Source organism: Pseudomonas sp. MYb541 (genome assembly GCF_037479595.1).
In the GTDB taxonomy this organism is placed as follows: domain Bacteria; phylum Pseudomonadota; class Gammaproteobacteria; order Pseudomonadales; family Pseudomonadaceae; genus Aquipseudomonas; species Aquipseudomonas canadensis.
Map to the genome: position 1 here is coordinate 1 of NZ_JBBGYS010000066.1, position 25296 is coordinate 25296.

Consider the following 25296-nt stretch of genomic DNA (forward strand, 5'->3'; position numbering starts at 1 on the left):
CTAGGCGAGGTGCCGAGTGTTGGGGCAAGAGCGTTTTGCTTACTTTTGCGCTGTTCAAAAGTGACCCGCCGTAAGGGCGGAACCAATACCAGCCGTTACCCAAACAACGGATATGTACTCAGCCTGGCCGAGACATCACCGCCAAACGCACCGCCAGCACCGTCAGCACCGTCGCCAACCCCCACTTCTGCAACCAGGCACCTTTCGAGCGCCTGGCAAAAAACCGACTGAGCACTCCACCAAACACCCCCAGCAGCACATGAAACACCGCTGCAATCAAAGTCAGCACGCCCCCCAGCACCATCAACTGCACCGCAATAGACCCCGCCTCCGGCCGTACAAACTGCGGCAAGAACACCAGAAAAAACAGCAAAGCCTTGGGATTGAGCAAACTGTTGAGCATGGCTTGCAGGAACACCCGCCCCAAGGGCACACGACTGACATGCACGGCGTCGCCTCCAGCATTTTTCTGCAACGTCTTGAACACCAACCACAACAGGTAAACCACCCCGGCATACCGGATCAGGTCAAAGGATGGCGGCCAACTGGCAACCAATGCCGTCACCCCAGTGGCGGTCAAGGCGGTCAGCAGCAGGTCCGCCACGCCGATGCCGAGGGCCGACGCCATACCACCCCGCCAACCATGGGTCACGCCATGGCTGATCACAAAGGCCATGTTCGGCCCCGGCGATAACAGCAACAACAGCACAGCACCGGAAAATACCGCCAGGGTCGCAAGGTCGATCATGCTCAAGCCCTCCACCGGGAAAGCCCGCAGATTAGTCCGTGCACGTTAAGCGGACAAAAAATTGTGCTGGATACATTCTTCCCGGGTAATTGCGAATCGCCACGACCAACGTCTAGAATGCGAAACATTATCAATTAAGACAGCTGCGCCAGGATGCCCATGTCGAGCGATCACCCACTGGACCATGCCGCTATCGGCCAGCTTTACCATGCCCATCATGCCTGGCTGCGCGGCTGGTTGAGCCGCCGCACCGGCTGCCGTGAACACGCCGCCGACCTGGCCCAGGAAACCTTCGTGCGCCTGCTCAATGCGCGCCGCCAGCAAACCTTGCAGCAACCGCGTGCGTACTTGAGCAGCATCGCCCGCAGCCTGATGATCGACCAATACCGGCGCCGTGAACTGGAACGCGCCTACCTCGAAAGCCTCGCGCATTTCCCGCAAGTCGAGGTGCCATCGGAAGAAACCCGCCTGTTGATCCTCGATAGCCTGGAGCGCATCGACCGCCTGCTCGACCAGCTCAAGCCGCGCGTGCGCGAGGCCTTTTTGCTGGCGCAACTGGACGGCCTGACCTGCGCGCAGATCGCCCTGCGCCTGGGCGTGTCCAAGGCCACGGTGGAGCGTGACCTGTCCAAGGCCCTGCACGCGTGTTACCGGTTGCGTTATGTCGAAGGCTGACGCGCAACTGGTCGACCAGGCCATCCAGTGGATGATCACCCTGCGCTTCAATGTCGCCGACGACGCCGCCACGGCCGCGTTCGATCGCTGGCTGCACACCAGCGCCGAACACCAGCGGGTGTGGCAGCGGGTGGTGACGATGAATGACGACCTCACCCAACTGCCGGCCCAGGTCGGTCGGCATGCCCTGCGTGGGGCGCGCCAACGCATCAGTCGCCGTGAAGGCTTGAAACTGCTGGGCCTGGTGGCCGGCGCCGCCGGTTTGACCTGGCTCGGTCGCGACTACACGCCCCTGCCCGCCTTGATGGCGGACTACCGTACCGCCATCGGCGAACGGCGCTGGGTGGCATTGAACGACGGCAGCCGGATCCAACTCAACAGCGCCAGCGCGATCGATGCATCGTTCAACGCAGAGCGGCGCCTGGTGCAGTTGCGCCAAGGGGAAATCGTGGTGAATACCGGGACCGACAACCGCCCGTTCTGGGTCCAGACCCGCGACGGTTACCTGCGCGCCCTCGGCACGCGATTCCTGGTGCGCGAAGAAGCCCACGGCACCCTGCTTGCCGTGCAGCAAGGCGCGGTGGCGGTGTTTGCCGACAGCCAAGCGGCCAGCGCACGCCAGGTCTTCAGGCCCGGCGAATCGGTGGTGTTCAACCGCAACGGCATTCGCCCGGCGGTCGCCAACGGCCTGGATCCCTGGGCCTGGAGCGACGGCGTAATCAGCGCCCACGACATGCGCCTGGACGACTTTCTCACCGAACTGGCCCGCTACCGCGACGGCGTGTTGCGCTGCAGCGAGGCAGTAGCCGGGTTGCGGGTGTCGGGGACTTATCAGTTGGATGACACCGACCAGGTGCTGGGCCTGGTGGCGCAATCGCTCAAGCTTGATGTCACTTACCGCAGCCGCTATTGGGTGACCGTTTCACTGCGCGTGTGATTTTTCAAAAAATAAATGAGGTGAATGCTCATTGCCGCTCGACCTGTAAGGAAAGGCCGATCAACAGGCCAGTTTTGTCCACTTCCTTCAGGAGCATTCCGCGGTCATGCAAGCGTTCCCCTCCCCACGTTACCCCCTCAAGCGCGCGGTAAAGGCCGCCTTGCTTGGCGTCTGCCTGAGTGGCGCCCTGCCCTTGGCCGTGATGGCCGAAACCCCGGCCAGCGACACCCAGGCCCGCGACTGGAACATCGCCGCCGGCGCCCTGGCCAACGCGCTGGACCAGTTCGCCCGCCAGGCCGGCGTCAGCCTGTCGTACGACGCCACCAGTGTCGCCGGCAAAACCAGCTCGGGCCTCAATGGACGCTTTGATCCTCAGCAAGCGCTCGAACAACTGCTGCGCGGCCAGGGCCTGCAAGCCCAACGCCAAGGCAACAGCACCTGGATGCTGCTGCCGCAAGCAGGCGACGCCAGCACACTGAACCTGGGCGCCACATTGATCAACGGCGAACGTTTGGGCGCCACCACCGACGGCACCGGTTCCTACACTACCGGCGCGGTCACCATCGGCAAGGGCGAACACAGCCTGCGGGAAACCCCGCAATCGGTGAGTGTGATGACCCGCCAATTCATGGACGACCAGAACGTCACCACCATCGATGACGTGATGGAACGCACGCCAGGCATCACCTCCTACGAATCACCCATGGGCGGCAAGTACTTCTACTCCCGAGGCTTCAAAATGCTCGGCCAATACCAATACGACGGCGTGCCCCTGGACATGGGCAAGGACTACGTCCAGGCCGACAGTTTCAGTGCGAATATGGCGATCTACGACCGTGTGGAAGTGCTCAAGGGCGCCGCCGGCATGCTCAAGGGGGCCGGCACCGCCAGCGGTGCGGTGAACTTCGTGCGCAAGCGGCCCCAGGCCAAGCCCACCACCAGCCTGTCGTTGTCCGCCGGCACCTGGGACAACTACCGTGCCGATGTCGACACCGGCGGCCCGCTGAATGACAGCGGGACCCTGCGTGGTCGTGCGGCGGTGAGCCAACAGACTCGCGGCTCCTACATGGACATCGCCAAGCGCCAGGATCAGGCGTTCTACGGCGCGCTGGATTTCGACCTCACGCCAGACACCACCCTGGGTGTCGGCGCGAGCTACGAAGATGTCGACGCCACCCCGTGCTGGGGCGGGCTGCCGCGCTACGCCGACGGCAAAAGCGCCAACCTGAGCCGCTCGACCTGCCTCGGCCAATCCTGGAACGACTGGCAAAGCCGGCGCACCACGTTCTTCGCTGACGTGACCCACCACTTCAACGATGATTGGAAACTCAAGGTCGCGGCGGTACACAGCCGCAATCTGCAAGACACAAAATATGCCGCCAGCGAAGGCACCATCAACTACGGTGACCCGGCGCCCACGGCCAACTCCTATGCGGCGTTGATGGACTACGACCACAAGGACTACGGCCTCGACGCCTATATAGACGGCAAGTTCGAAGCCTTCGGCCTGGAGCATGAACTGATCCTCGGCGCCAACGGCAGCCGCGGCACCCAGGACGACGTGTACGCGATTCAGAACCTGCCCAAGCGCCAGAGCATCTATCAACCCGACCACCACTTCCCGGAACCGACCAACAACACCTTCTGGCCGAACATGTACCGTGGTGGCACGGTCAAGGAAACCGCCACGCAATACGGCACCTACGCCACCTTGCGCCTGCGCCTGGCCGAGCCGTTGATGTTCATCGTGGGCAGCCGCGTGAGCTGGTATGACAACCGTCGCGAGTCCTACAACCTGGGTTGGGGCGAGTGGTCGCTGCAGGATGCACACAGCAAGGAAACCGGCGAAGTCACGCCGTTCGCCGCGCTGATCTACGACCTTGACGAGCACCTGTCGGTGTACGCCAGCTACGCGGATATCTTCCAGCCGCAAAGTTCCTACGCCACCGCCGACGGCGCAGCGCTCAAGCCCAAGATCGGTGACAACTATGAGCTGGGCATCAAGGGCGAATGGTTCGACGGTCGCCTCAACAGCTCCCTGGCCCTGTTCCGTTCCATCGAGAAAAACGGTGCCGAAACCGACTACGCCAGTTTCTGCCCGACCTCCGCCGATGGCTATTGCTACACCGACAAAGGCAAGGTGCGCGCCCAGGGCGTAGAGGCCGAAATCAGCGGTGAAGTGCTCGAGCGCCTGCAAGTATTCGGCGGCTACACCTACACCCAGACCAAGTCCCTGAACAACATCGACACCCTTAAAGAAGGTGGCGTATCCAACACCTACGTGCCTCGGCACATGCTACGGCTGTGGGGTGACTATCAGCTCGACGGTGCGTTGTCGAAATGGAGCGTAGGCACCGGTGTCAATGCACAAAGCAGCAACTACCGCGTGCAGGGCATCAAGCTCGAACAGGCCGGTTATGCGACCTGGAACGCCCGCGTGGCGTACCGTATCGACGACACTTGGACCGTCGCACTCAACGGAAATAACTTGTTTGATAAAAGCTACTTCAACACCGTCGGCACAGCCTCCTGGGGCAACTTCTACGGTGAACCGCGTAATTTCACCGTGAGTTTGAAAGGCGACTTCTGATCCGGCAAAAGCCCCGCAAGCAGGGCGCTTAGTGCGCCCTGCAACTCCCTCTTTGTCCCCCTTTCCTACGTCTCTTCGAAAAAGGTTTTTCCATTAAGCAGGAAAAATCTCACATTTGTTCCTACACTCAAAATCAGCCCTGATGACCGAGTGTCCAGACAAGGAACGTCAATAAAATGCCGAATAAAAGACTCGTTAAGCTGTCTAGCATGCCATTTCCGCACCACAGTCAATTCATTGACTGAGTACAGTAAGGGAACACTCCTTTAGTCACTACCCCCGCAAAACCCCCTTCAAATGGATAGCTACATTTTGAATGGAAAGTTGCGTATTACCCAGAGTAGCCAGTTTGACCAGCGCTCTAAAGCAGCCTGCTGCTTTAGTGAACAAACAATCAAACAGCGAAGCCTGGAGTGCAATGAGGGATGTTTTTATGCGAGAGAAGTCGTCCGTCGACAGTTTGTTTTTAACGCGCGCCGGGTTTGTTGAGTTTTTTGTTGTTTTCGTCAAATTGATCCATGGCCTGACGGCCATTTTGCCCCCGCTGGTCCTGGTGTTCTTCCTGGACCCGATGGACCCAGAGCTGCGTGCCCACTTCCTGGGCCTGCTGGTGTTTTTCGCGGTACTGACCATCATTCTGTTCCAGGCCCTGGGCATCTATTCCGAAGAATTGTTCAGCAACCGGCTGCGCCTGAAAACCAAGATCAAGGCCTGGTCGGCGGCCTTCTGTTTCCTGTTGTTCATGTACCAGATCCTGCAAATGTTCCCGCAATTGACCCCACGCAACCTGGTGACATGGTACGTGGCCAGCCTGGCGTTGTTCTGCGTGGAGCGCTTGGTGATGCTGCGGCTGTACCGTCGGCTGATGCGTGCCGGGAAATACCTGCAACGCACGGTGATCCTGGGTTTTACCGACACCGCCGTGCACGTCGCCGATCACCTGCAGCGCAACGGAGATATCCGCTCCGGCCTGATCGGTTTCATCGACGACCGCACCGAGCGCATTCCCAAGGAGCTGAGCAAACTGCCCCTGCTGGGCAACACTCGCGACCTGGAAAAACTGATCCGCGCCGAGCAGGTCAATCAAGTGATGATCTGCCTGCCTTGGGCCGCCGAGCAGCGCATCCACGGTTTGGTCAACCGCCTGCGGCAGTTATCGGTGAACGTGATGCTCGTGCCGGACATGGCCGCCCTGCGCTACGGCCACAGCAAGATCACCGATGTGGGCGGCATCCTGATGTTCAACACCTCGCAATTGCCATTGCGCGGCTGGTCGCCGGTGATCAAGCGCTGTGAGGACTTCCTGCTGGCCAGCCTCGCGCTGGTGTGCCTATCGCCGGTGATGCTGGCAACGGCGATTGCGATCAAGCTCGACTCCAAAGGCCCGGTGCTGTTTCGCCAGAACCGCTACGGCTACAACGACAATGAAATCCGCGTGTTCAAGTTCCGCTCGATGTTCACCGACCAGAGCGACTTCACTGCCGAACGCCAGACCACCCGCGAAGACCCGCGCATCACCCGTGTGGGCCGCATCATCCGCAAGACCAGCATCGACGAGCTGCCGCAACTGTTCAACGTGCTGCTGGGCAACATGTCCATGGTCGGCCCGCGCCCGCATGCCACGGCAACCAAAGCGGCGGGCGTTCCCTTCGAAGTGGCGGTGAGCGAATACAGCTCACGGCATCGGGTGAAGCCGGGCATCACCGGCTGGGCACAGATCAACGGTTACCGGGGGGAGACCGACACCCTGTTCAAGATCCAGAAACGGGTCGAGTACGACTTGGAGTACATCTCCAAGTGGTCGGTGTGGTTTGACTTGTACATCGTCTTCATGACGGTCCCGGCCGTCCTTTCCACCAAGGAAGTCTATTGATGAACACACTCAACGGATTAATTCCCTGCATCATTTCCGGTGGTTCGGGCACGCGGCTGTGGCCGGTGTCTCGGCAGAACATGCCCAAGCCGTTCATGCGCATGCGCGACGGCCAGAGCCTGCTGCAAAAAACCTTCCAGCGCGCCGCCAAATTGCCCGGCGTAGAAAGCGTATTGACGGTGACCAACCGCGACCTGCTGTTCCGCACCCTGGATGATTATCGCCCGGTCAACAAAGCCCACCTGCCCCTCGACCTGTTGTTGGAGCCGTTTGGCCGCAACACGGCGGCCGCGATCGCTGTGGCGGCGCTGCATGTGCAGGAACACTACGGCGGCGACGCGCAGTTGCTGGTGATGCCCGCCGACCATTTGATCCTCGATGAAGTGGCGTTCGCCGAAGCCGTGACCCGGGCCCGCGAGCTGGCCGAAGCCGGCTACCTGGTGACCTTCGGCATCCAGCCGGACCACCCGGAAACCGGCTTTGGCTACATCGAACAAGGCGAGCCGTTAAGCACAGGCAATCGGGTCAAACGCTTTGTCGAAAAGCCCGACCTGGCCACCGCCCAAGCCTACCTCGACGGCGGCAAGCACCTGTGGAACGGCGGCATGTTCTGCTTCAAGGCCAGCACCTTGGTGGACGAGCTCGCCATCCATGCCCCTGATGTGCTGGAAGCGGCGCGCGCCGCGCTCGACCACAGCCAGAGCCTGCAAAACAAGAGCTCGCACCAGCGTGAACTGGACTCGGACGCCTTCGGCCGTGCGCCGGATATTTCCATCGACGTGGCGCTGATGGAGAAGTCCAAGCAAGTCGCCGTGGTGCCTTGCGACATCGGCTGGAGCGATATCGGTTCCTGGGAAGCCCTGCGCCAACTCACCCCCAGCGACGCTCATGGCAACCAGGTCAATGGCGAGGCGATTCTGCATGACGTGCACAACTGCTACATCGACTCGCCCAAGCGCGTCCTTGGCGCCGTGGGTGTGCGCGACCTGATCATCGTCGACACCCCGGACGCCCTGCTGATCGCCGACGCCCACCGCAGCCAGGATGTGCGCTACATCGTCGCCGAGCTCAAGCGCCAGAACCATCCGGCGTACAGCCTGCACCGCACGGTCACCCGGCCGTGGGGTACCTACACCGTGCTGGAAGAAAGCAGCCGCTTCAAGATCAAACGCATCGTGGTCAAGCCGCAAGCGTCGCTGTCGCTGCAGATGCACCACCACCGCAGCGAGCACTGGGTAGTGGTTAGCGGTGCGGCGCAGATCACCAACGGCGAGCGCGAGTTCCTGATCAACGCCAACGAGTCCACCTACATCCCCGCCGGGCACAAACACCGCCTGACCAACCCCGGCATCATCGACCTGGTGATGATCGAGGTACAGAGCGGCGAGTACCTGGGCGAGGACGACATCGTGCGCTTCGACGACATCTACGGGCGCGCCCCGGCAGACGTGAAGAAATGACATGCGTACGTCACTGATCATCCCGACCCGTAACGCCTCCAGTCACCTGGCGCGCCTGTTGCCGGCACTGAAGATGCAGACCCTGCAACCTGACGAGATGCTGGTGGTGGACAGCGCCTCCAGTGATGACACCGTGGCGCGCTTTCGCGAATTCGGCGCACGGGTCGAAGTGATCGACGCACGCGACTTCAACCACGGCGGCACACGGCGCTGGGCCAGCGAACAAGTGGCCGGTGACGCGCTGATCGTGATGACCCAGGACGCGATCCCCGCCACCCCGGAGACCTTCGCCAACCTGCTCGCCGAATTGCAGCAGGACCCGCTCTACGGCGTGGCCTACGGCCGCCAGCTGCCGCATCCGGATGCGGGTGTGCTGGGCGCGCAATCGCGACACTTCAATTACCCCGAGCAGAGCCGCAGCAAGAGCCTGGCCGATGCGCCGGAGCTGGGGATCAAGACCTGCTTCAGTTCCGACTCGTTTTCCGTGTACCGGCGCAGTGTGCTGGAAGCGGTGGGCGGTTTTCCGGCGGATGTGATCGGCAGCGAAGACGCCTATGTCGCGGCGCGCATGCTGCTCGAAGGCTACAAAGTGCGCTACGCCGCCACGGCGCTGGTGCATCATTCCCACGATTACAAACTCTTGGATGAATTTCACCGCTACTTCGATATCGGCGTGTTCTACGGTCGCGAACCGTGGATCAAACAGGCCTTTGGCGACGCGGGTGGCGAAGGCAAGCGCTATGTGCTGGCCGAACTCGCGGCCTTGCGCAAAGCCGGAGCCTTGCACCGCGCCCCCGAAGTGCTGGTGCGCAGTGCGTTCAAACTGCTCGGCTACCGGCTGGGCCATCTGGAGCGTCGCCTCCCCCTCGCCCTCAAGCGGCGCATCAGCATGTTTCCCGGTTATTGGAGGTGAGCATCATGACCCACAGGAAGTCCCCCTTGATGAAACGAACCCTGCTCGTCGTGGCCATGTTGGCACTGGCCGCCTGCAATACGCCGGCACGCATCGTCCCGCCCGACGGCGATACGGTCGAGGAAGGCAAACGTGCCCTCGACCAGCTTGCCCAACTGCCGCCGGCGGTGGAACGCATCCGCATCGGCGACCAGTTGCGCATCGTGCGCGATGCCGGCGAAATGCCGACACTGTCGGCGTTCAACGTCAGCACCATTTATGAGCTGACGCTGTACACGGTGCAGACCGACGGCAAGATCAACTACCCGTTCCTGGGGCCGGTGCAGGTCGCCGGTCGCCCGCCTTCGGAGCTGGCCACGGAGTTGACTACCAAACTGGCGCCCATTTACCGCGAACCGCGCGTAACGGTAAACATCAACCAGGCGCCGGGCAGCTCGATCATCGTCGGCGGCGCGGTGAACAACCCGACGGCGGTGCAGCTCGGCACTGCCAACACCCTGGAACAAGCCATTATCGGTGCCGGCGGCGTCAGCCCGGCGGGTAATGCGAGCATGGTCGCCCTGCTGCGCGAAGACGCCCAGGGCGCGTATCGCGCGTACTTCCTGGACTTCAGCCAGTTACTCAAGACCGGCCCCAACGGCCGCAAACCCGTGCATCTGCAACGCGGCGATGTGGTGTTCGTGCCCAAATCCAACGTGGGCGAACGCATCCAAGGGGTGGATACCTACATGAACCAACTGATCCCATTCACCAAGTCCATTGGGGTGGGCTACAACTACACCCGAACCAGCGGCGGCAATAACTAAAGGAGCGACATCCCATGATCGAGATCCGTTCTTTTCGTGATCTTCTGCGCTTGTTCTTCATCTTCCGGCACGAGTTCAAACTGGCGGCGATTGCCGCGCTGGTGATCATCCTGCTGGGGGCGTTCCTGCTGCCGGCCAAGTACGAATCCACCGCGCGGCTGTTGGTGAAGCCGGGGCGTGATTCGACCTTGCCCATCGAGATCAGCAACCGCCAGGCGCTGGTGATGCCCAGCACCCAGCGTGACCCGATTGTCGACGAGGAGCGCCTGCTAACCGGCCGCCCCATCGTGCGTGCGGTGGCCGAGCATTACCTGGAAGTGATCGAAAACGCACCGCCTCCGGAAGGTTTCTGGAAACGCACCAAGTACTACGTCAAGAGCGGCGTGGGGGCGGTGTTCGACGGCGTGCGCGTGGTCATGGAAACCGTGGGCATCGTCGAAAAAACCACTGCAGTCGAACGCCTGGCCGCCAGCCTGGAGAAGAACTTCGAGGTGAGCCACGCCGCCGGCTCCACGGTGATGGACATCACGTTCAAGTGGAGCGACCCGGAAATCGCCCAGGCGGTGGTCAAGGATTGGGTCGAGACCTACATCAACGAGCGCACCGAGGCCTTGGGCCGCAAGAGCCTGTATGCCTTCTATGAAGGCCAGGTGGCCAACAGCGCGACCGAGATCAAGAGTTACAAGGAACAGATCCTCACGCACCTGAACCAGATCGGCGCGGCGAGCATCACCGACCGCCTGGAGGATCTGTCCGAGCGCATCAACGTACTGCGCGGCGAGACCTTCAATACCACGCGGCTGATCGCGTCCTCCGATAGTGCCATTGCGAGCACGCGCACCCAGCTCAAGGGCCAGCCCAAGGAAGTCACCACGGTGCGCCAGATCGCACTGAACCCGCAGCAGCAGGATTTGCGTCGCCTGCTCAACCAGAAGCTGCTGGAAAAGGCCGACATGATGCGCACCTACACCGACAACGCGCCGCCGGTCAAAGCCCTGGACGCGTCAATTCGGGCCATGCAGGTGCAGGTCAACAACGAGAGCAACACGGTGCAAGCCTCGGAAAACCGTGCGCCAAACACCCTGGAAATCCACTTGCAGCGCGTGTTGCTGGATGAAACCAGCAACAACCTGGCGCTGCGTACCCAACTGGTTCAACAGCAGAAACAACTGGTGAACCTGGAAGCGCAGCGCAAGGAGGCCCTGGAGATTGAACCGGAGCTGGCCCGCCTCTCCCGGGAGCTGAACACCACCGAGCGCAACTACGCGCTGTACGTGGATAACCTGGAAAAATCGCGCATCGACCGTGAGCTGGACAACAGCCAGATCAGCAACATCGCCGTGATCGAAGAAGCCACCCTGAACCCGGGCCGCATCTTCCCGAAAACCCTGGTGATGCTGGTGTTGGCGATCCCGTTTGCCATCGTGGTAGGCCTGCTGGTGATCTACCTGTGCTACCTGCTCGACCAGCGGATTCACGACGGCGGCCTGGTGGAGCGCAAGTTCGGCCTGCCCCTGTGGACCACCCTGCCGGAGCTGGACACCTCCACCGCGCAAACTACCAACGCGTTCAATGCGAGCATCTACCGTTTGTACAGCCTGCTGCAGCCCGACCGCATTGCCGAGCAAGGCCTGACCCTGGGCCTGACCTCGGCGCGCCATGGCGAAGGGGTGACCTTCGTGGTGGAGCAACTGCGCCAATTGCTGCATGAGAACGGCATCAATGTGCGGGTCGGTGGGCTGGAAGCCGCCGCGCCGGGCGAAGTGGTGCTGCTCGACGCCTCGGCCCTGCTGGACAACCGCGAAGCGTTCGTCAACCTGCGCCGCGCCGACCTGATCGGCCTGGTGGTGGAAGCGCGCAAAAGTACCGTGCCGGTGGTGGAGCATGCGCTGTCGATCCTCAACACCGCGTTTGGCAAGGTGGACGGCATCATCATCAACCGTCGCAAGTTCGAAGTGCCGAGCAAAGTGCTGCACACCATCGGCAAATACCGGGGAGCGTTCTGATGCGCATCGCCTTGCTCGCGCCCTTGCCGCCGGAAAAGAACGGGATCGCCGACTACGCGAACCATTTCCGCACGGCACTGGAACAACTCGGTGTGACGGTGCTGACACCGTTGGCCGGCGTGGCGGGCAATTGCGAGGCGATCAAGCAAGCCATCGGCGGTTTCGACTGGCAAAGCGTCGATCTGGTGCACGCCGAACTGGGCGGCGGGCGGCTCGGGGAATTCCTGGCCTTGCGTGAACTGCGCAAGGCTTATCCGCAGTTGCCGTTGACCGCCACCGTGCATGATCCGGAGCGCATCGTGTGGCGGCGTGAGCACCTGCCCTTCCCCTTGAATCTGTTGGAACGCCTACCCAGCCCATTGCCCCAGGCGGCGGTGGTGCTGGCCGACCCGCTGACCCTGCGCGAAGAACGCCAGGTCGCCAAGGGGCTGACCCGGCTGGTGACCCTGACACGCCTGGGTGCAGACTGCTTGACTCAGCGCATGCAACTGCCAGCCGGCAAAGTCGCAGTGGTCAACCACGCCAACCTGGCGATTGCACCCGCGCCTCTACCGTCGCTGGACACCCTGCGGCTGCTGTATTTCGGCTTTATCTACCGGGGCAAAGGCATCGAAGACCTGGTGCAAGCCTTGGCGGATGTCTTCAAGCAAGCCCCCGAATTGCGCGACCGCGTGCGCTTGACCCTCGCCGGCGGCACCGCCGCCGAAATGGCATTTGGCGCGGGCGGCAACTACCTGGAACAGCTGAACGCGCAGATCGCGGCATTGGGCCTGACCGACGCCATCGACTGGCAACTGAACCTGCCGGCCGATCAGATCGCCCAGACCATCCAGGCCCACCATGTAATGGTGCTGCCCTACCGTGAATCGAAAAAACTCGGCCTGCTCGGGCGCCAGCGCGGCACCAGTGGCGCGTTGTCCTGGGCCGCCGCCTGCGGGCGCGGCGCGATCACTTCCGACGCGCGCGCGTTCGCCGAGGAAGTCGCCAGCGGCAACGGCGCGATCTACCCCGAAGGGGATGTGGCCGCGCTGGGCGAACAACTGCTGCGCCTGGCCCGCACGCCATCGCTGGCGCGGGATTGGGCCGAGCGCGCCGGGGAAATCGGCCGCGAACGCCTGTGGCCGTTGACCGCGCAAAAATTCAAACAGCTCTTCGAGCAAGCTATCAGCGGAGCCCCTTATGGCGCGTAAACGCACCTATCTCGCCACCTTTGCGCTGGTTGCCGCCCTGGGCCTGACCGCATTCTTATGGGGGCGCCAGGCGGATGCCGAAAGCCATGTGCTCAAGGGCTCCAAAGAAGTGGTGTGGAAGGATTTTCTGGGGGTGAATGCGCAGTTTCTGTGGTTCAGCCCCGAGCGTTATCAAAAGCAGATCGACCGCCTCAAGGCCCTGGGCCTGGAGTGGGTGCGCCTGGATTTGCACTGGGACCAGTTGGAAACCGCGCAAAACCAATACAAGCTCGCCACCCTCGATGAACTGGTGGGCAAGCTGCAACAGAACCAGATCAAGTCAGTATTTTACCTGGTGGGTTCGGCACGCTTTATCACCAGCGCGCCACCGCTGTCGCTGTACCCGGACCAGTACCCACCAAAAGACCCCAACGTGTTCGCCAACCGCATGGCGCTGCTCTCCCAGCGCTACCCCAGCGTCGATGCCTGGCAAGTCTGGAACGAACCGAACCTGATCGGCTTCTGGCGCCCGGTGGCGGACCCGGCCGGCTACGCGAACCTGTTGACCGTCACCACCAACGCCTTGCGCGCCGTGAACCCGAACAAACCGGTGGTCGCCGCCGGCATGGCGTTCTTCAGTGAAATGCCCAACGGCCAGACCATGTTCGACGCCTTGGGCGCACTGGGTTTGGCCAGCCTGAACACGATCATCTCCTACCACCCCTACACCCAACTGCCCGAAGGCAACGACCCGGCCAACCTGGATTTCATCGCCAAGACCACCCAGCTCAACCAGGCCCTGCGCAACGGCGGCGTGCAAACCTTGTGGAGTACCGAGTGGGGCTGGTCGACCTACAAGGGGCCCAAAGACGCCCAGGACATCATCACGCCACAGGCGCAGGCCGACTACGTGGTGCGCCGCCTGGCGCTGATGAGCGCGATGGATTACGACAAGATTTTCCTGTTCACCCTGAGCGACCTCGACCAGCGCGCCAGCGTGCGTGACCGCTCCTATGGCTTGCTGGACATCGACACCAATCCCAAGCCGGTCTACACCGCGCTGAAGAACTTCCTCGATATCAGCGGACCGAAGCTCACACCAGGCGATCCGCCAGCCGCCGACGCGCTGCCCGACGGCTTGTTCAGCATTGGCTGGACCCGCACCGACGGGCGCAAGCTGTGGTTTTTCTGGTCAGCCCTAGGCGGCAACGCGCACTTGCCGGGCTTGGCCAGCGCCACCCTGTACGACCCGCTGCGCGGCACACAAACCCCGGTGAGCGGCACCGATGGCCTGACCGTTCCGGTCAAGTCGAACCTGCAAATTCTGTTATGGGAGTGAGGCCTGCCATGCGCATTTTATGGATCCTGCCCTACTCGCCCTGGCCCGCCACCAGCGGTGGCAAGACGCGCCAGTTCCACCTGCTGCGCAGCCTGGCCGCGCGTGGGCATCGGATCACCTTGCTGCTGCACGACAAACACCCGGTGTCGCTCACCGACCGCCAGGTGCTGGAGGCGTTTCTCGAACAGTTGATCATCCTGCCGCGTCGCCCGTTGCGCAGCGTCACGACGCTGCTCGCCGGGCTGTTCGCGCCTTACCCGTTGCTCGCCAGTGTGAATGGCCTGTCGGGTGGATTGCAGGACACCTTCAACTGGTTACTGGGTGAACATTGGGATGTGGTGCAGATCGAACACAGCTACAGTTTTCAACCCTATGAAGAGGCACTGGCGCGTAAATCCCAGCCGTTCGTGCTGACCGAACACAATGTCGAATCGGCCCTTGGTGCGGCCACTTATGACCGCTTGCCGGGTTGGTCGCTGCCCTTCATTCGCTATGACCAATGGCGCTATGCCCGCTGGGAACGCCGGGTGATGCGCCAGGCCACGCACGTGGTGGCGGTCACCGACAGCGATGCCAAGACCCTGGAAAAAATCGCCGGCAAACCCGTGTCGGTGGTGGTCAATGGCGTGGATTGCGATCACTTCGCCGCCGCCCGACCCGCCCCGTCGACCCGCCGCGTGCTGTTCCTCGGCAACTATGAATACGCGCCCAACGTCGACGCCATCGAGTGGGCCCTGGATGAAATCCTGCCCAAGGTCTGGGAGCATTGCCCCGATGCGCGCATGAGCGTGTGCGGTTTCGGCATGCCGGACAGTTGGCGTGAACGCTGGCCGGACCCGCGCATCGAGTGGCAAGGGTTCGTACCCAACCTGCTGAAACTGCAGTCGAGCTGTTCGGTGTTTCTGGCGCCATTGCGTCACGGCGGCGGTTCCAAGCTCAAGGTGCTGGAAGCACTGGCTGCCGGCTTGCCGTTGGCAAGTACCGAGCAAGGCGTGTCGGGGTTGGACCTGGTGGAAGGCCTGGACTACCTCGGCGGGCAGACTGCCGTGAGCCTGGCCGACGCCGTGGTGCGCCTGCTGCAATTTCCCGATGCCGCCGCGCCCATGGGCGAAGCCGGCCGGGCTTATGTGCGGCGCGCCCATGACTGGAGCGTCGCCGCCAGCCAGTTGGAAAAGGTGTACGCCAGCCTTTCGCCCGTGAATCAAAAGGAGCCCGCATGCGTGTAGGCCTGGATTACCGCACCGTCGGCACCTCGCCGCAATCGGGCATCAGCCGCCAGGTGTATGCGCTGGAAAGCGCCCTGCACGGTCTGCCGGGCATCGAGCTTGAGCGATTTACCGTGGCGCCCCTGGGCGATGAAACCCGTTTGCAGGCCCATTGCCCGGCCTGGGGCTGCGCCAAGACCGCGATGCACCAGCCGCAGAATCGCCTGCGGTTCGAGGCCGGTTTTCTGCCGCGCGCATTGCGTGAACAGCAGATCGACCTGTACATCAGCACCTTCAATATGGGCCTGCCATTGCCGCCCAAGCCGAAGGGACTGCGCACGGTCGTGCTGTTGCATGATCTGTTTCAAATCACGCTGAACAACTACCACGCCAACCGTCTGAAGGCGCTGATCTACAAGACCAGCGATCGCCTGTCGATTGCCTACGCGGTGCACAGCGCTGACCGGGTGTGGACGCCGTCGCACTACAGCGCCGATGAAACCGCGCGGTTGTTTCCCAAGGCTGCCGGCAAGATTCGCGTACTGCCCAATCAGGTCGATGGCTTTTGCGAACTGGCGGCGGACCTCAGTGCGCGCCAATTGCCAGAGCGCTATTGGCTGCTGGTGGGCACGCGTGAGCTGCGCAAGAACGTGCCGTTCCTGGTCGACGCCTGGCGGCAGGCGCGACAGCAATCCCCCGCCGTGCCGGAGTTGGTGCTGGTGGGCAGCCTTGAGCATTTGCCCGAGGCCCAGCGTACCCTGCCGGGGATTCGTGCGCTCAGTGGTGTGTCGGACGCTGAATTGCACGCGCTGTACCGCCAGGCCTCGCGCCTGTGGCAGCCGTCCTATGCCGAAGGTTTCGGCCTGCCGGTGATCGAAGCCTTGAGCGTCGGCACCCCGGTGGCGGTGGCCAGCGGCACCTCGCTGGATGAAATCACCCCGCCATCGGCGCCGCGTTTTTCGCCCACCGACGGCCCGGCATTGACGCAATTGATGCTCAGCCTCGGCGAGCGCGCCGATGACGAATCACCCGAGCAAAACCGGCAATGGGCACAACGCTTCAACCATCACGCCTACCGCCGACGCCTGGCCGAATTGATCGAGGAATTGAAGTGAGAGTGAACCTGCCCAGCCTCGTCGCCATCCTCCTAGGCCTGTTGTTTGGCGCCGTCGCCCTGTTGTTGTCGCCGGCCAAGGCATTCCTCGCCGTGGTCGGCGTGGCCGGTGCGGTGACCATCCTGCGCTTTCCATTCTGGGGCCTGTTGCTGTTCGCCCTGGTGGCTACGTTCATGCCGTATTCCACGATCAACCTGGGCATTCGCAGTACCGTCAGCGAAGCCATCCTGGCGCTGACCTGGGGCGCGGTGCTGTGGAACAGCTTCCTGGCACGCTGGCCGGATACACCGAGCCTCACTCGACGCCCGACCGACCAAATGCTGTTGTGGCTGATGGTGTTCAGCGTGTTTCCCTTCATTGTCGGCCAGGTCACCATCCACGCCGACAGCAGCGGCGTGGCCAACTGGCTGCGTTGGTTGCTGAACTTGTCGGGGGTGTTCCTCTGCGCCAAGTTGCTGGTGGACCACAAGCACCGCGAATCCCTGGTGATCGCCCTGCTGCTGGGCAGCCTGGCCATGCTGGTGCTGTCGATTGCGGTGTTCGTGCGCACGCGTTCCGGGGCCGGCATCGCGCCGGTGCTGGCACTGTTCAACTACGGCAACTTCGACATGCTCAAATTCGGCCTGGAGGCGATGTCTTCGCGGATGGGCTCGCCGTGGATGCACCCGAATGCCATCGGCGGGATCATGGCGCTGTTGCTGCCCCTGGCCTTCTGTTTCGGCATGACCGAGCAAGGCTGGAAACGCGCGCTGGGCCTGGGCGTGGCATGCCTGGGCGCGGCGGCCTTGCTGTTGGCGAGTAGCCGTGGCGCGATGGTCAGCCTCGCGTTGGTGCTGCTGTGGATGGCCACGCGCCGGGTGCCATATACCGGCCGCCTGCTGATGATCGGCGCGGCGCTGACCGTCGTGTTGGTGATGGCCTATCCACCGTTGCAGGAACGCTTGGCGACGATCTTTTCTTCGAGCAACGCCAGTACCGAAGTACGTTTCGACGAATACCGCATGTTCCCGCAGGCGGTAGCGTCGTACCCGTTCGGCATCGGCTTCAAGGTCGATCCACCGGTGCCGGACACTCACTTGCTGGGCATCTCCAACCTGTGGCTGAACTACATCTACAAAACCGGCATCGTCGGCATGCTGTTCTTTATAGCGGTGACCGTACGCTGGTGGCGTGAAGCGCGCCCGGAAAACGGTCCGATCCGCCTGACCAAGGACAACGCCATTTGGCTGGGTACCACGGCGGGGATTCTCTCGGCACTGGTCAGTGGCCTGTTCGACCACTACTTCAGCTTTGCGGTGGTGATGGTCGCGCTGTTCTGGCTGATGGTCGGCATCAACGTGTTGGAGGCACGCCGGCTATTTCCGGCACGCCTGCCACAGGTGAAACCGGTGGTCTTTCGCAAGCCCGTGCTTGATGGCGCCAAGCCCTGATGCTGGGCTCTGCCGTCTGGCTGACGCTGGCGACACTGCTGGGCCTGTGCCTGGGTTTTGCCCGCGAATGGCTGCTGGTGGCGGCCTGGGGCGCGGGCGAGCGCAGTGATGCATTCCTGATCGCGCTGTTTTTGCCGGAAGCGCTGCGCATGTCACTGGCCGGCGGCGTGCTGAGTGCCGCGGCGCTGCCGCTGTATCTGGCGCGCAAGGACGACGAACGCCTGGGCTGGCTGGCGGTATTGTTCCCGGCACTGTTGCTGATCGCGCTGGTCACCAGCCTGCTGCTGACGCTGCTGGCGCCGTGGCTGGTGCAACTGCTCGGACCGGGCTTGGCAGCGAGCGCCACGGTGCTCGCCAGCAGCAACTTGCAGATCGTCGCCTGGTGTGTGCCGGGGTTGATGCTGCACGCGCTGTTCAGCATCCCGTTGCAGGCCAGCGAACGGTTTGTGCTGGCCGGCCTGGGTTCGTTGTTGTTCAACCTGCCACCGGTGACCTACCTCGCCCTCGCTGGCACCGCCACCCAACCGCACTCGCTGGCCCTGGCATGCCTGGCCGGCAGCCTGTTGATGCCGTTGGCGTTGCTGCCCTCGATGTGGCGCCAGGGCTGGCGGCCGTGGCGCTGGCAATTGTCGCTCGCGCCCCTGCGGGAATTGGGCCAGCGCATCGGTCCATTGTTACTGAGCAACGGCGCCAGCCAGGGCCTGGCGCTGATTGAACGGCTGGTGGCATCGCTGCTGGGTGAAGGCGCGGTGACCTGGGTCAACCTGGCACGCAAGCTGATGAACCTGCCGCTGATTGCGCTGATGAGCCTCAACCAGGTGCTGCTGGGCATGATGAGCCGCCGTCAGGGCGATGAGCGCCTGGCCCTGCTTAAACGTGGCCTGGAAACCGCCAGCGTATTGACCCTGCCCGCCGGCGTCGGTCTGGTGGCGGCGGCCCCGAGCCTGGTGGCGTTGCTGCTGCCCAAGCAATCGCTGGACTCACCGCTGCCTCTGCTGCTGGCCTGGTTTGCCGTACCGCTGGTATTCGGCGCCTGGAACGCCTTGCTCGCGCGTTACGCCTATGCGGCCGGGGACACGCGCCAGCCACTGCGCTGCGAACTGCTCGGCAGCTTGGTCAATGTGCTGCTGCTCGGCGTGCTGCCGTTTGTATTCGGCTTGGCGGGGATTCCGTTGGCGGCACTGGCCGGGGTGATCTGCACCGCGCTGCTGCTGATGCAACGCCAGGCCTTGCTCGGCGCCCTGCCCTGGGCGCGGAACTGGCTGCTCAGCGCCGTACTGATGGGCGTGGCGGCGTTGGCGCTGTTTCGGATTGAAGACGTGTGGCTGCAACTGGGGCTGAGCATCCTGGCCGGCGCCGTGGTGTTGCTGGGCATGGGGCTGTGGCTGAAGCCGTGGCGCAAGGCATGAATGATCGACCGGGGATAGGCGGATGAAACATCGTTGGATTCAAATGGACATTGCCAAGGGTATCGGCATCCTGATGATCGTGTACGGTCACAGTTGGTTCGTGGCGAACTCGCTGGAGCTGCAGTACCCGATCATAGCCTCGTTCATCTTGCCGTTGTTCTTTTTCCTGTCCGGCGTGTTCTTCAAGCCCGAGCAGCCGTTTGTGGAGATGGCCGTGCGCAAGGCCGACGGTCTACTCAAGCCGTTTTTCTTCACCATGCTGGTGTATGTGATCGTACGCGACGTGTTGCGCGGCCAACCCCTGCTGCCGGACATCGGCGGCGTGCTGTATGCCTCGGTGGATACCATTCCCTGGCAGGCGCTGTGGTTTCTGCCGCACTTCTGGGTGGCGATCCTGTTCAGTTGGGTGATGCTGCGCCTGATCCAGCGTTTGAAGCTTTCATTGCCGGTGAGCTGCCTGCTGATGGCGGTACAACTGTTAATCGGCATATGGGTACTGCCGTGGTTCTGGCAAATACCGGTGAGCGTCGGCGGGCAGACCTGGACGTTGCCCGGCCTGCCCTTCGGCCTTGAAATCACCCTGATCAGCAGCACCTACTTCATCTGCGGCTACCTACTGCGCGACTGGCTGCGTCGACATGAGGGATCGTGGCTGGCGCTGCTGATGTCGGTGGCGTTGTTCGCCGCCGTGTTCCTCTACAGCCACGCCACCATGGACCTGGCGCAGCGCCGCTACGACCATTGGCTGTGGACCAGCCTGCTGGCGGTGCTCGGCGTGTACGCGTGCTGGTCACTGGCGCGGGTGTTGATGGTGTCGACCGTCATCACGCGGGCGATGACCTACATTGGCCAGAACACCTTGATCCTGCTGATCTTCCACGGCGAGATCCAGCACAAGACGGTTGACCTGCTGGAGCGCCTGGGGCTGCACGCATTTGTCGCGGCTTGCGTGGGTTTTGTGGTGGCTGTGGTGGTGCCTTTGCTGATCGGGGAAGTGATCAAGCGGGTGGCGTTTTTGCGGTTTTTCTACTTTCCGTTTCCGGTGCGCAAGCCACAAAAAACCCTGTAGGCGTTCGCACCTACAGGGTGTTGGGTTCAGTCGTCGAGTTGTTGCGGGGCTGGCTTGGCGCCGTGTTTGGCAGGCTTGGCGCCTTTGGCTGGCGCCGGGGCGGCAGGTTCAGGCTCCGGGGCGGCTGCGGTTTCTTTCTCGGCCATCGGCATCTGGTCAATAGCGCTGAAGAACTCCTTCAGGTCGAGGGTATCCGGTGGCACGGTCTTCTCGACTTTCTTCTCGCCGTCCTTGCCCACCAGGATCACCTTGGTGCCACTGCCGGCACCCAGTTTGAGGGCACGGATCAGCGCGTTGGTTTCCGGAGGCGTGAGCTTTTTATTGTCCTTGGGGTCCTTGGCGAACTTCTCGCCTTCAGCGCCGATACTGCCGAACTTCACGGTGTAGAACACCATGCTGCGTTCTTCAAAGGACTGCTTGGTCGCAGGCTCGTCCAACTGTTTCTTGAGGGTAGCCAAGGTGTTGTTGCCGGAATCAAGCTCCACCACCACCAGCGGCCGGGCCTTGCCCAAGTCTTGCTTGAGCGGGTTGATATCATCAGCAGCCAACAGCGGCCCCGTAAAAGCCATCAAGGTAGCCAGGGTCAGCGACCGGATGAGCATGCGCACCTCCTTTGTATTCCATGCAGGGTTCTTGAGTTTCATGTCTGCGACATTCAAATTCAAGGATGATTCCTACAGCACTATAAGAAAGCGTAGGACAGGACGCCCGCTACGCAAGGGTTTGGTGGGCTCGACTGTCATTGTTTCCACTGATTTCGGAAACATCATGAGGCCTTCCACTCCGGCCAATGCCGCGCAAATACGGGGGCGACGACAGGGTCGGTATCCACCTGTGCCAGGCTCTGGGCAAAGCCCGGCGCCAGGCCGTTCAATGCCTCTCGTGCTTCATCCCAGCGCGACACCGCCGCCGCCATGAGGCCCAGCGCATTGGGCACGCCGTTCGGCGCAAACAACTGCCCGGCGAACTGATCGGCGAACACTACCCAGGCCTGGTGCAGGTATCGCCGAGTGCCCGTCACCAGTTGCGCCTGCACCGTTTCGTTGACGTTGCCGAGCCAGCGTTGCGGGTAGTCGATGATGCCGATGGCCGAATAGCAATTGGCCGCGATGTACACCAGGCCGCGGATGATCTGCGCGCGGTTGCCGGCCAGCAGGTCCGAGGCGGGATATTCCAGGCCGAGGTGGATCAGGATCGCGGCACTTTCCGTCAGCACCTGGCCATCGGGGGTGACCAGTGTGGGCACCTGCTTGAGCGGGTTGATCCGAGCCAACTCATCACTGCCTTCGCCCTCCGCCCAGGAGGCCGCGTCCACCCGTCGCCACTGCACTGCACAGCGCTGCAGGGCGATTTCGATCATGCAAGAGCCGGATTCGTCGATGCCATACAGCGTGTACATGGGCTTTTCCTCCTAGCGTTGCAGTTTGGCCTGCAAGTTGGCTTTCACCTGCGGCCATTCCGAATCGATGATGCTGAAGCGCACCGAGTTGCGCTTGCGCCCATCGGACATGATGCGTTCGTGGCGCACGATACCTTCCTGCACGGCGCCGAGGCGCAGGATCGCGGCGCGGGACTTTTCGTTGAGTTCATCGGTGGTGAATTGCACGCGCACGCAGTCGAGCACTTCGAACGCGTAGGTCAGCAACAGCAACTTGGCTTCGGTGTTGATCGCGCTTTTCTGCGTGGACAGCGCCAGCCAGGTATGGCCGATTTCCAGTTTGCGATTGAACCGGTCGACCTTCCAGAACCGCGTGCTGCCGACCACTTGGCCGTCTTCACGACGCACCAAAGTGAACGGGATCACGCTACCGGCATCACGCCCTGACAGGGCAGTATCGATGTATTGATCGACGGTGTCCGGGCCCGGTACGTTGGTGACCTTCAGGTTCCACAATTCGCCATCGGCGGCGGCGTCGAGCAAGGCGGCCTTGTGTTCCCTTTGCAGGGGCAGGAGTTCGACCGTGGTGCCGGTCAGAGTGATCAGGGTCATGGTGGCAGCGCCGTCTGGGTGGTCATCAGAGACAGAGAGTGCAGGCTGCCACCCTGACGAATCAAGCGTTTTAAAACAAGCCCATCTGACCGCCCACCAGGGTGCTGAAATCGTCATTCACGAACGGCAGGATCGCATCCGCCACCGGCTGCAATTGCCGGGTGACGTAGTGGTCGTAATCGATGGGCGCTTGCCGCACTTCCAGGGGTTCCGGGCCATTGACGCTGATCACGTAGCTGATCCAGCCACCGCGCTGGTACTGGCGCGGGCGGTTCAGGCGGTCGTTGTATTCATCGGCCAGACGCGCGGCGCGGACATGGGGCGGCACGTTGCGCTCGTAGTCGTCCAGCCGGCGGCGCAGGCGTTTGCGGTAGATCAGCAGCTCATCGAATTCGCCGCTGAGGGTACGGCGCACGTAGTCGCGGATATAGTCCTGATGGGGCTGGCGATGAAAGATGCGCTGGTAGAGTTCCTGCTGGAATCGACGGGCCAGGGGCGACCAGTCGCTGCGCACGGTTTCCAGGCCTTTGTAGACCATTTCTTCATTGCCATCGCTGCGCACCACCAGACCGGCATAGCGTTTCTTGCTGCCCTCCTCCGCACCACGGATGGTCGGCATGAGGAACCGCGTGAAGTGGGTTTCGTACTGCAACTCCAGGGCGCTTTGCAGGCCGAGCGCGGTGAGCAGGTGCTCGCGCCACCAATCGTTGACGTGCTGCACCAAGGCTTGGCCGATACGACTGGCGTCCTCTTGGGAATGCGCGCTGCCGAGCCACACGAAGGTGGAGTCGGTGTCGCCGTAGATCACCTCATAGCCTTGGGCTTCGACCAGTTCGCGGGTCTGGCGCATGATCTGGTGGCCACGCATCGTGATCGACGAGGCCAGGCGTGTATCGAAGAAGCGGCAGCCGCTGGAGCCGAGTACGCCGTAGAAGGCGTTCATGATGATTTTCAGCGCCTGGGACAGCGGCGCGTTATGTTCGCGCTTGGCCACTTCGCGGCCTTCGGAAACCCGTGCGACGATAGATGGCAGACAATGCCGGGTGCGGGAAAACCGTGCGCCGCGAAAGCCTTCCACCGAGTCACTGTCGTCAGGATGTTTGAGGCCTTCGATCAAGCCAACCGGGTCGATCAGGAAACTGCGGATGATCGACGGGTAGAGGCTTTTGTAGTCGAGCACCAACACCGATTCGTAAAGGCCAGGGCGCGAGTCCATGACAAATCCGCCGGGGCTGGCCTGGGGCGGCTTGTCGCCCAGGTTCGGCGCAACGAAGCCCTGGCGGTGCATCAGCGGCATGTACAAATGGGTGAACGCGGCGACGGAGCCGCCATTGCGGTCGGCCGGCAAGCCGGTGACGCTGGCGCGCTCCAGCAGGAACTTGAGCAGTTCGGTCTTCTCGAAAATCCGCGTGACCAACTCGCAGTCCTTGAGGTTGTAGCGCGCCAGGGCGGGCTTGTCCTCGGCGAACATGCGGTTGATCTCGTCCATGCGCTGGTACGGCGTGGAAATGTCCTTGCCTTCGCCCAACAGGGTTTGCGCGACGTTTTCCAGGCTGAAGGATTCGAAATTCCAGGTGGCCGAACGCAGGGCTTCGATGCCATCGATAATCAAGCGCCCCGCCGCCGCCGCGAAGTAATGGTTGCGGCTGCCGTGTTCGCGCCAGGCCATCGGTTCTTCACCACGGCCAAGCATGAGCGGCACGTTGAGGCGCTGGGCATGTTCGTGGAGCACGCGCAGGTCGAACTGCACCACGTTCCAGCCGATGATCGCATCGGGGTCGTGCAGCGCCAGCCATTGGTTGAGGCGTTCGAGCAGTTGGGCACGGGTGTCGCAGTAGTCGAGCTTGAAGTCCACCGCGTCGGTGTTGTTCGGCGGGCCAAGCATGTACACCTGGCGCTCGCCGCAGCCTTCGAGGGCGATGGAGTAGAGATCGCCCTGGGCGGTGGTTTCGATGTCGAGGGACACCAGTTTCAGCGGCGGACGGTAGTCGGGCGCGGGTTTCATCTGTGCGTCGCAGAGCACACCGCTGGCGTCGGGTGTGCCGCCAAACCACACAGGCGCGGTGATGAAACGCTCCATCATATAGCGCTCGGGCGGGCGCACGTCGCCTTCGTAGACGTCGACGCCCGCCGCGCGCAGGCGTTTTTCCACATCCATCGCCTGGCGGTGCTGGCGGGTGTACAGGCCGAGGACGGGGCGGTGATGGAAATCGCACAGTTGCAACGGGCGCAACTCGATATCGCGCTCGCCCTTGAGCAGCCAATCCAGTGGCTTGCGATGGGCCTCGGGGATGAACATCACCGAGGTCTGCACGGGTAGGCGGATCAACCTCGGACCGTGGTCGGTGGCCAGCCAGAAACTGACCTCCGTGCCCGCCGGGGTATCGCGCCAATGCCGGGTCAGGACAAAACCCTGCTGTAAATCCACCGTACCGCACCTCAGGAATCGCTTTCAGGGCGTGATTCTACTCGGCATCCGCGCGCGCAGACCGTGTTAGTAAAAATTTGTTGCAACGCGTTAATAATAATTACTATCATTTGCACCGGAGTCGTATCCGCGCA

General features: G+C 62.4%; 20 protein-coding genes. 15 read left to right on the forward strand and 5 right to left on the reverse strand.

What is annotated here, in order from left to right; translation table 11 throughout:
- Nucleotides 1-118: 118 nt before the first annotated feature.
- Entirely contained in the window at nucleotides 119-748 is a 630-nt protein-coding gene (locus tag WH299_RS28155; RefSeq protein ID WP_122684169.1) for a LysE family translocator, read from the reverse strand.
- 159 nt (nucleotides 749-907) lie between these two features.
- Between WH299_RS28155 and WH299_RS28160 the strand changes: the two genes are divergently transcribed.
- The 15 genes from WH299_RS28160 to WH299_RS28230 all read left to right on the forward strand — a co-directional run bounded on the left by WH299_RS28160 (nucleotide 908) and on the right by WH299_RS28230 (nucleotide 20744).
- Nucleotides 908-1423, forward strand: a complete 516-nt coding sequence (locus WH299_RS28160; protein WP_028619534.1) for a sigma-70 family RNA polymerase sigma factor — start codon at nucleotides 908-910, stop codon at nucleotides 1421-1423.
- Complete coding sequence (locus WH299_RS28165) at nucleotides 1410-2360, forward strand: FecR domain-containing protein (protein ID WP_122729357.1); 951 nt, start codon at nucleotides 1410-1412, stop codon at nucleotides 2358-2360. Before WH299_RS28160 ends, WH299_RS28165 begins: the two co-directional genes overlap by 14 nt.
- A 106-nt stretch (nucleotides 2361-2466) precedes the next feature.
- A complete protein-coding gene (locus WH299_RS28170) occupies nucleotides 2467-4950 on the forward strand; it encodes a TonB-dependent siderophore receptor (protein ID WP_339551939.1) in 2484 nt (827 codons plus the stop codon).
- A gap of 433 nt (nucleotides 4951-5383) precedes the next feature.
- A complete protein-coding gene (locus WH299_RS28175) occupies nucleotides 5384-6823 on the forward strand; it encodes an undecaprenyl-phosphate glucose phosphotransferase (protein WP_122729359.1) in 1440 nt (479 codons plus the stop codon).
- Complete coding sequence (locus WH299_RS28180) at nucleotides 6823-8283, forward strand: mannose-1-phosphate guanylyltransferase/mannose-6-phosphate isomerase (protein WP_126571712.1); 1461 nt, start codon at nucleotides 6823-6825, stop codon at nucleotides 8281-8283. The genes WH299_RS28175 and WH299_RS28180 overlap by 1 nt, the downstream gene beginning before the upstream one ends.
- A gap of 1 nt (nucleotide 8284) precedes the next feature.
- Complete coding sequence (locus WH299_RS28185; protein WP_122684163.1) at nucleotides 8285-9196, forward strand: glycosyltransferase family 2 protein; 912 nt, start codon at nucleotides 8285-8287, stop codon at nucleotides 9194-9196.
- Between the two features lie 29 nt (nucleotides 9197-9225).
- The gene (locus WH299_RS28190; RefSeq protein ID WP_028619528.1) at nucleotides 9226-10002 is read left to right on the forward strand and encodes a polysaccharide biosynthesis/export family protein; all 777 of its coding nucleotides are present in this window, start codon (nucleotides 9226-9228) and stop codon (nucleotides 10000-10002) included.
- Between the two features lie 14 nt (nucleotides 10003-10016).
- Nucleotides 10017-12008: a GumC family protein gene (locus WH299_RS28195; RefSeq protein ID WP_122729363.1), complete on the forward strand. Its 1992-nt coding sequence runs from the start codon at nucleotides 10017-10019 to the stop codon at nucleotides 12006-12008.
- On the forward strand, nucleotides 12008-13198 hold the full coding sequence (locus tag WH299_RS28200) for a glycosyltransferase (RefSeq protein WP_122729365.1): 1191 nt from the start codon (nucleotides 12008-12010) through the stop codon (nucleotides 13196-13198). The genes WH299_RS28195 and WH299_RS28200 overlap by 1 nt, the downstream gene beginning before the upstream one ends.
- On the forward strand, nucleotides 13188-14516 hold the full coding sequence (locus tag WH299_RS28205) for a GH39 family glycosyl hydrolase (protein WP_028619525.1): 1329 nt from the start codon (nucleotides 13188-13190) through the stop codon (nucleotides 14514-14516). The genes WH299_RS28200 and WH299_RS28205 overlap by 11 nt, the downstream gene beginning before the upstream one ends.
- Nucleotides 14517-14524: 8 nt before the next feature.
- Nucleotides 14525-15742, forward strand: a complete 1218-nt coding sequence (locus WH299_RS28210; RefSeq protein ID WP_339551940.1) for a glycosyltransferase family 4 protein — start codon at nucleotides 14525-14527, stop codon at nucleotides 15740-15742.
- Nucleotides 15733-16836 (forward strand): glycosyltransferase family 4 protein, encoded by a 1104-nt coding sequence (locus tag WH299_RS28215; RefSeq protein WP_123474276.1) that lies wholly within the window; start codon nucleotides 15733-15735, stop codon nucleotides 16834-16836. The genes WH299_RS28210 and WH299_RS28215 overlap by 10 nt, the downstream gene beginning before the upstream one ends.
- A gap of 2 nt (nucleotides 16837-16838) precedes the next feature.
- Nucleotides 16839-18266, forward strand: a complete 1428-nt coding sequence (locus tag WH299_RS28220) for an O-antigen ligase family protein (protein WP_068931716.1) — start codon at nucleotides 16839-16841, stop codon at nucleotides 18264-18266.
- A complete protein-coding gene (gene murJ, locus WH299_RS28225; protein ID WP_339551941.1) occupies nucleotides 18266-19675 on the forward strand; it encodes a murein biosynthesis integral membrane protein MurJ in 1410 nt (469 codons plus the stop codon). Before WH299_RS28220 ends, murJ begins: the two co-directional genes overlap by 1 nt.
- A 22-nt stretch (nucleotides 19676-19697) precedes the next feature.
- On the forward strand, nucleotides 19698-20744 hold the full coding sequence (locus tag WH299_RS28230; RefSeq protein ID WP_126571717.1) for an acyltransferase family protein: 1047 nt from the start codon (nucleotides 19698-19700) through the stop codon (nucleotides 20742-20744).
- Between the two features lie 26 nt (nucleotides 20745-20770).
- On the opposite strand, the gene WH299_RS28235 is transcribed toward WH299_RS28230, so the two are convergent.
- From WH299_RS28235 to WH299_RS28250, 4 genes are all read right to left on the reverse strand, one after another.
- A complete protein-coding gene (locus WH299_RS28235; RefSeq protein ID WP_068931713.1) occupies nucleotides 20771-21346 on the reverse strand; it encodes a DUF4174 domain-containing protein in 576 nt (191 codons plus the stop codon).
- Nucleotides 21347-21510: 164 nt separating this feature from the next.
- Complete coding sequence (locus tag WH299_RS28240; RefSeq protein WP_323625514.1) at nucleotides 21511-22143, reverse strand: glutathione S-transferase; 633 nt, start codon at nucleotides 22141-22143, stop codon at nucleotides 21511-21513.
- A 12-nt stretch (nucleotides 22144-22155) separates the two neighbouring features.
- Nucleotides 22156-22734, reverse strand: a complete 579-nt coding sequence (locus tag WH299_RS28245; protein ID WP_339551942.1) for a GNAT family N-acetyltransferase — start codon at nucleotides 22732-22734, stop codon at nucleotides 22156-22158.
- Between the two features lie 70 nt (nucleotides 22735-22804).
- Nucleotides 22805-25162 (reverse strand): DNA polymerase II, encoded by a 2358-nt coding sequence (locus WH299_RS28250; protein WP_339551943.1) that lies wholly within the window; start codon nucleotides 25160-25162, stop codon nucleotides 22805-22807.
- Between the last annotated feature and the right edge of the window lie 134 nt (nucleotides 25163-25296).

Excerpts from the sequence above, each read along its gene's own strand:
- WH299_RS28155 (WP_122684169.1), bottom strand. The coding sequence starts at position 748 with ATGATCGACCTTGCGACCCTGGCGGTATTTTCCGGTGCTGTGCTGTTG.
- WH299_RS28160 (WP_028619534.1), top strand. The coding sequence starts at position 908 with ATGTCGAGCGATCACCCACTGGACCATGCCGCTATCGGCCAGCTTTAC.
- WH299_RS28165 (WP_122729357.1), top strand. The coding sequence starts at position 1,410 with ATGTCGAAGGCTGACGCGCAACTGGTCGACCAGGCCATCCAGTGGATG.
- WH299_RS28170 (WP_339551939.1), top strand. The coding sequence starts at position 2,467 with ATGCAAGCGTTCCCCTCCCCACGTTACCCCCTCAAGCGCGCGGTAAAG.
- WH299_RS28175 (WP_122729359.1), top strand. The coding sequence starts at position 5,384 with ATGCGAGAGAAGTCGTCCGTCGACAGTTTGTTTTTAACGCGCGCCGGG.
- WH299_RS28180 (WP_126571712.1), top strand. The coding sequence starts at position 6,823 with ATGAACACACTCAACGGATTAATTCCCTGCATCATTTCCGGTGGTTCG.
- WH299_RS28185 (WP_122684163.1), top strand. The coding sequence starts at position 8,285 with ATGCGTACGTCACTGATCATCCCGACCCGTAACGCCTCCAGTCACCTG.
- WH299_RS28190 (WP_028619528.1), top strand. The coding sequence starts at position 9,226 with ATGAAACGAACCCTGCTCGTCGTGGCCATGTTGGCACTGGCCGCCTGC.
- WH299_RS28195 (WP_122729363.1), top strand. The coding sequence starts at position 10,017 with ATGATCGAGATCCGTTCTTTTCGTGATCTTCTGCGCTTGTTCTTCATC.
- WH299_RS28200 (WP_122729365.1), top strand. The coding sequence starts at position 12,008 with ATGCGCATCGCCTTGCTCGCGCCCTTGCCGCCGGAAAAGAACGGGATC.
- WH299_RS28205 (WP_028619525.1), top strand. The coding sequence starts at position 13,188 with ATGGCGCGTAAACGCACCTATCTCGCCACCTTTGCGCTGGTTGCCGCC.
- WH299_RS28210 (WP_339551940.1), top strand. The coding sequence starts at position 14,525 with ATGCGCATTTTATGGATCCTGCCCTACTCGCCCTGGCCCGCCACCAGC.
- WH299_RS28215 (WP_123474276.1), top strand. The coding sequence starts at position 15,733 with ATGCGTGTAGGCCTGGATTACCGCACCGTCGGCACCTCGCCGCAATCG.
- murJ (WP_339551941.1), top strand. The coding sequence starts at position 18,266 with ATGCTGGGCTCTGCCGTCTGGCTGACGCTGGCGACACTGCTGGGCCTG.
- WH299_RS28230 (WP_126571717.1), top strand. The coding sequence starts at position 19,698 with ATGAAACATCGTTGGATTCAAATGGACATTGCCAAGGGTATCGGCATC.
- WH299_RS28235 (WP_068931713.1), bottom strand. The coding sequence starts at position 21,346 with ATGCTCATCCGGTCGCTGACCCTGGCTACCTTGATGGCTTTTACGGGG.
- WH299_RS28240 (WP_323625514.1), bottom strand. The coding sequence starts at position 22,143 with ATGTACACGCTGTATGGCATCGACGAATCCGGCTCTTGCATGATCGAA.
- WH299_RS28245 (WP_339551942.1), bottom strand. The coding sequence starts at position 22,734 with ATGACCCTGATCACTCTGACCGGCACCACGGTCGAACTCCTGCCCCTG.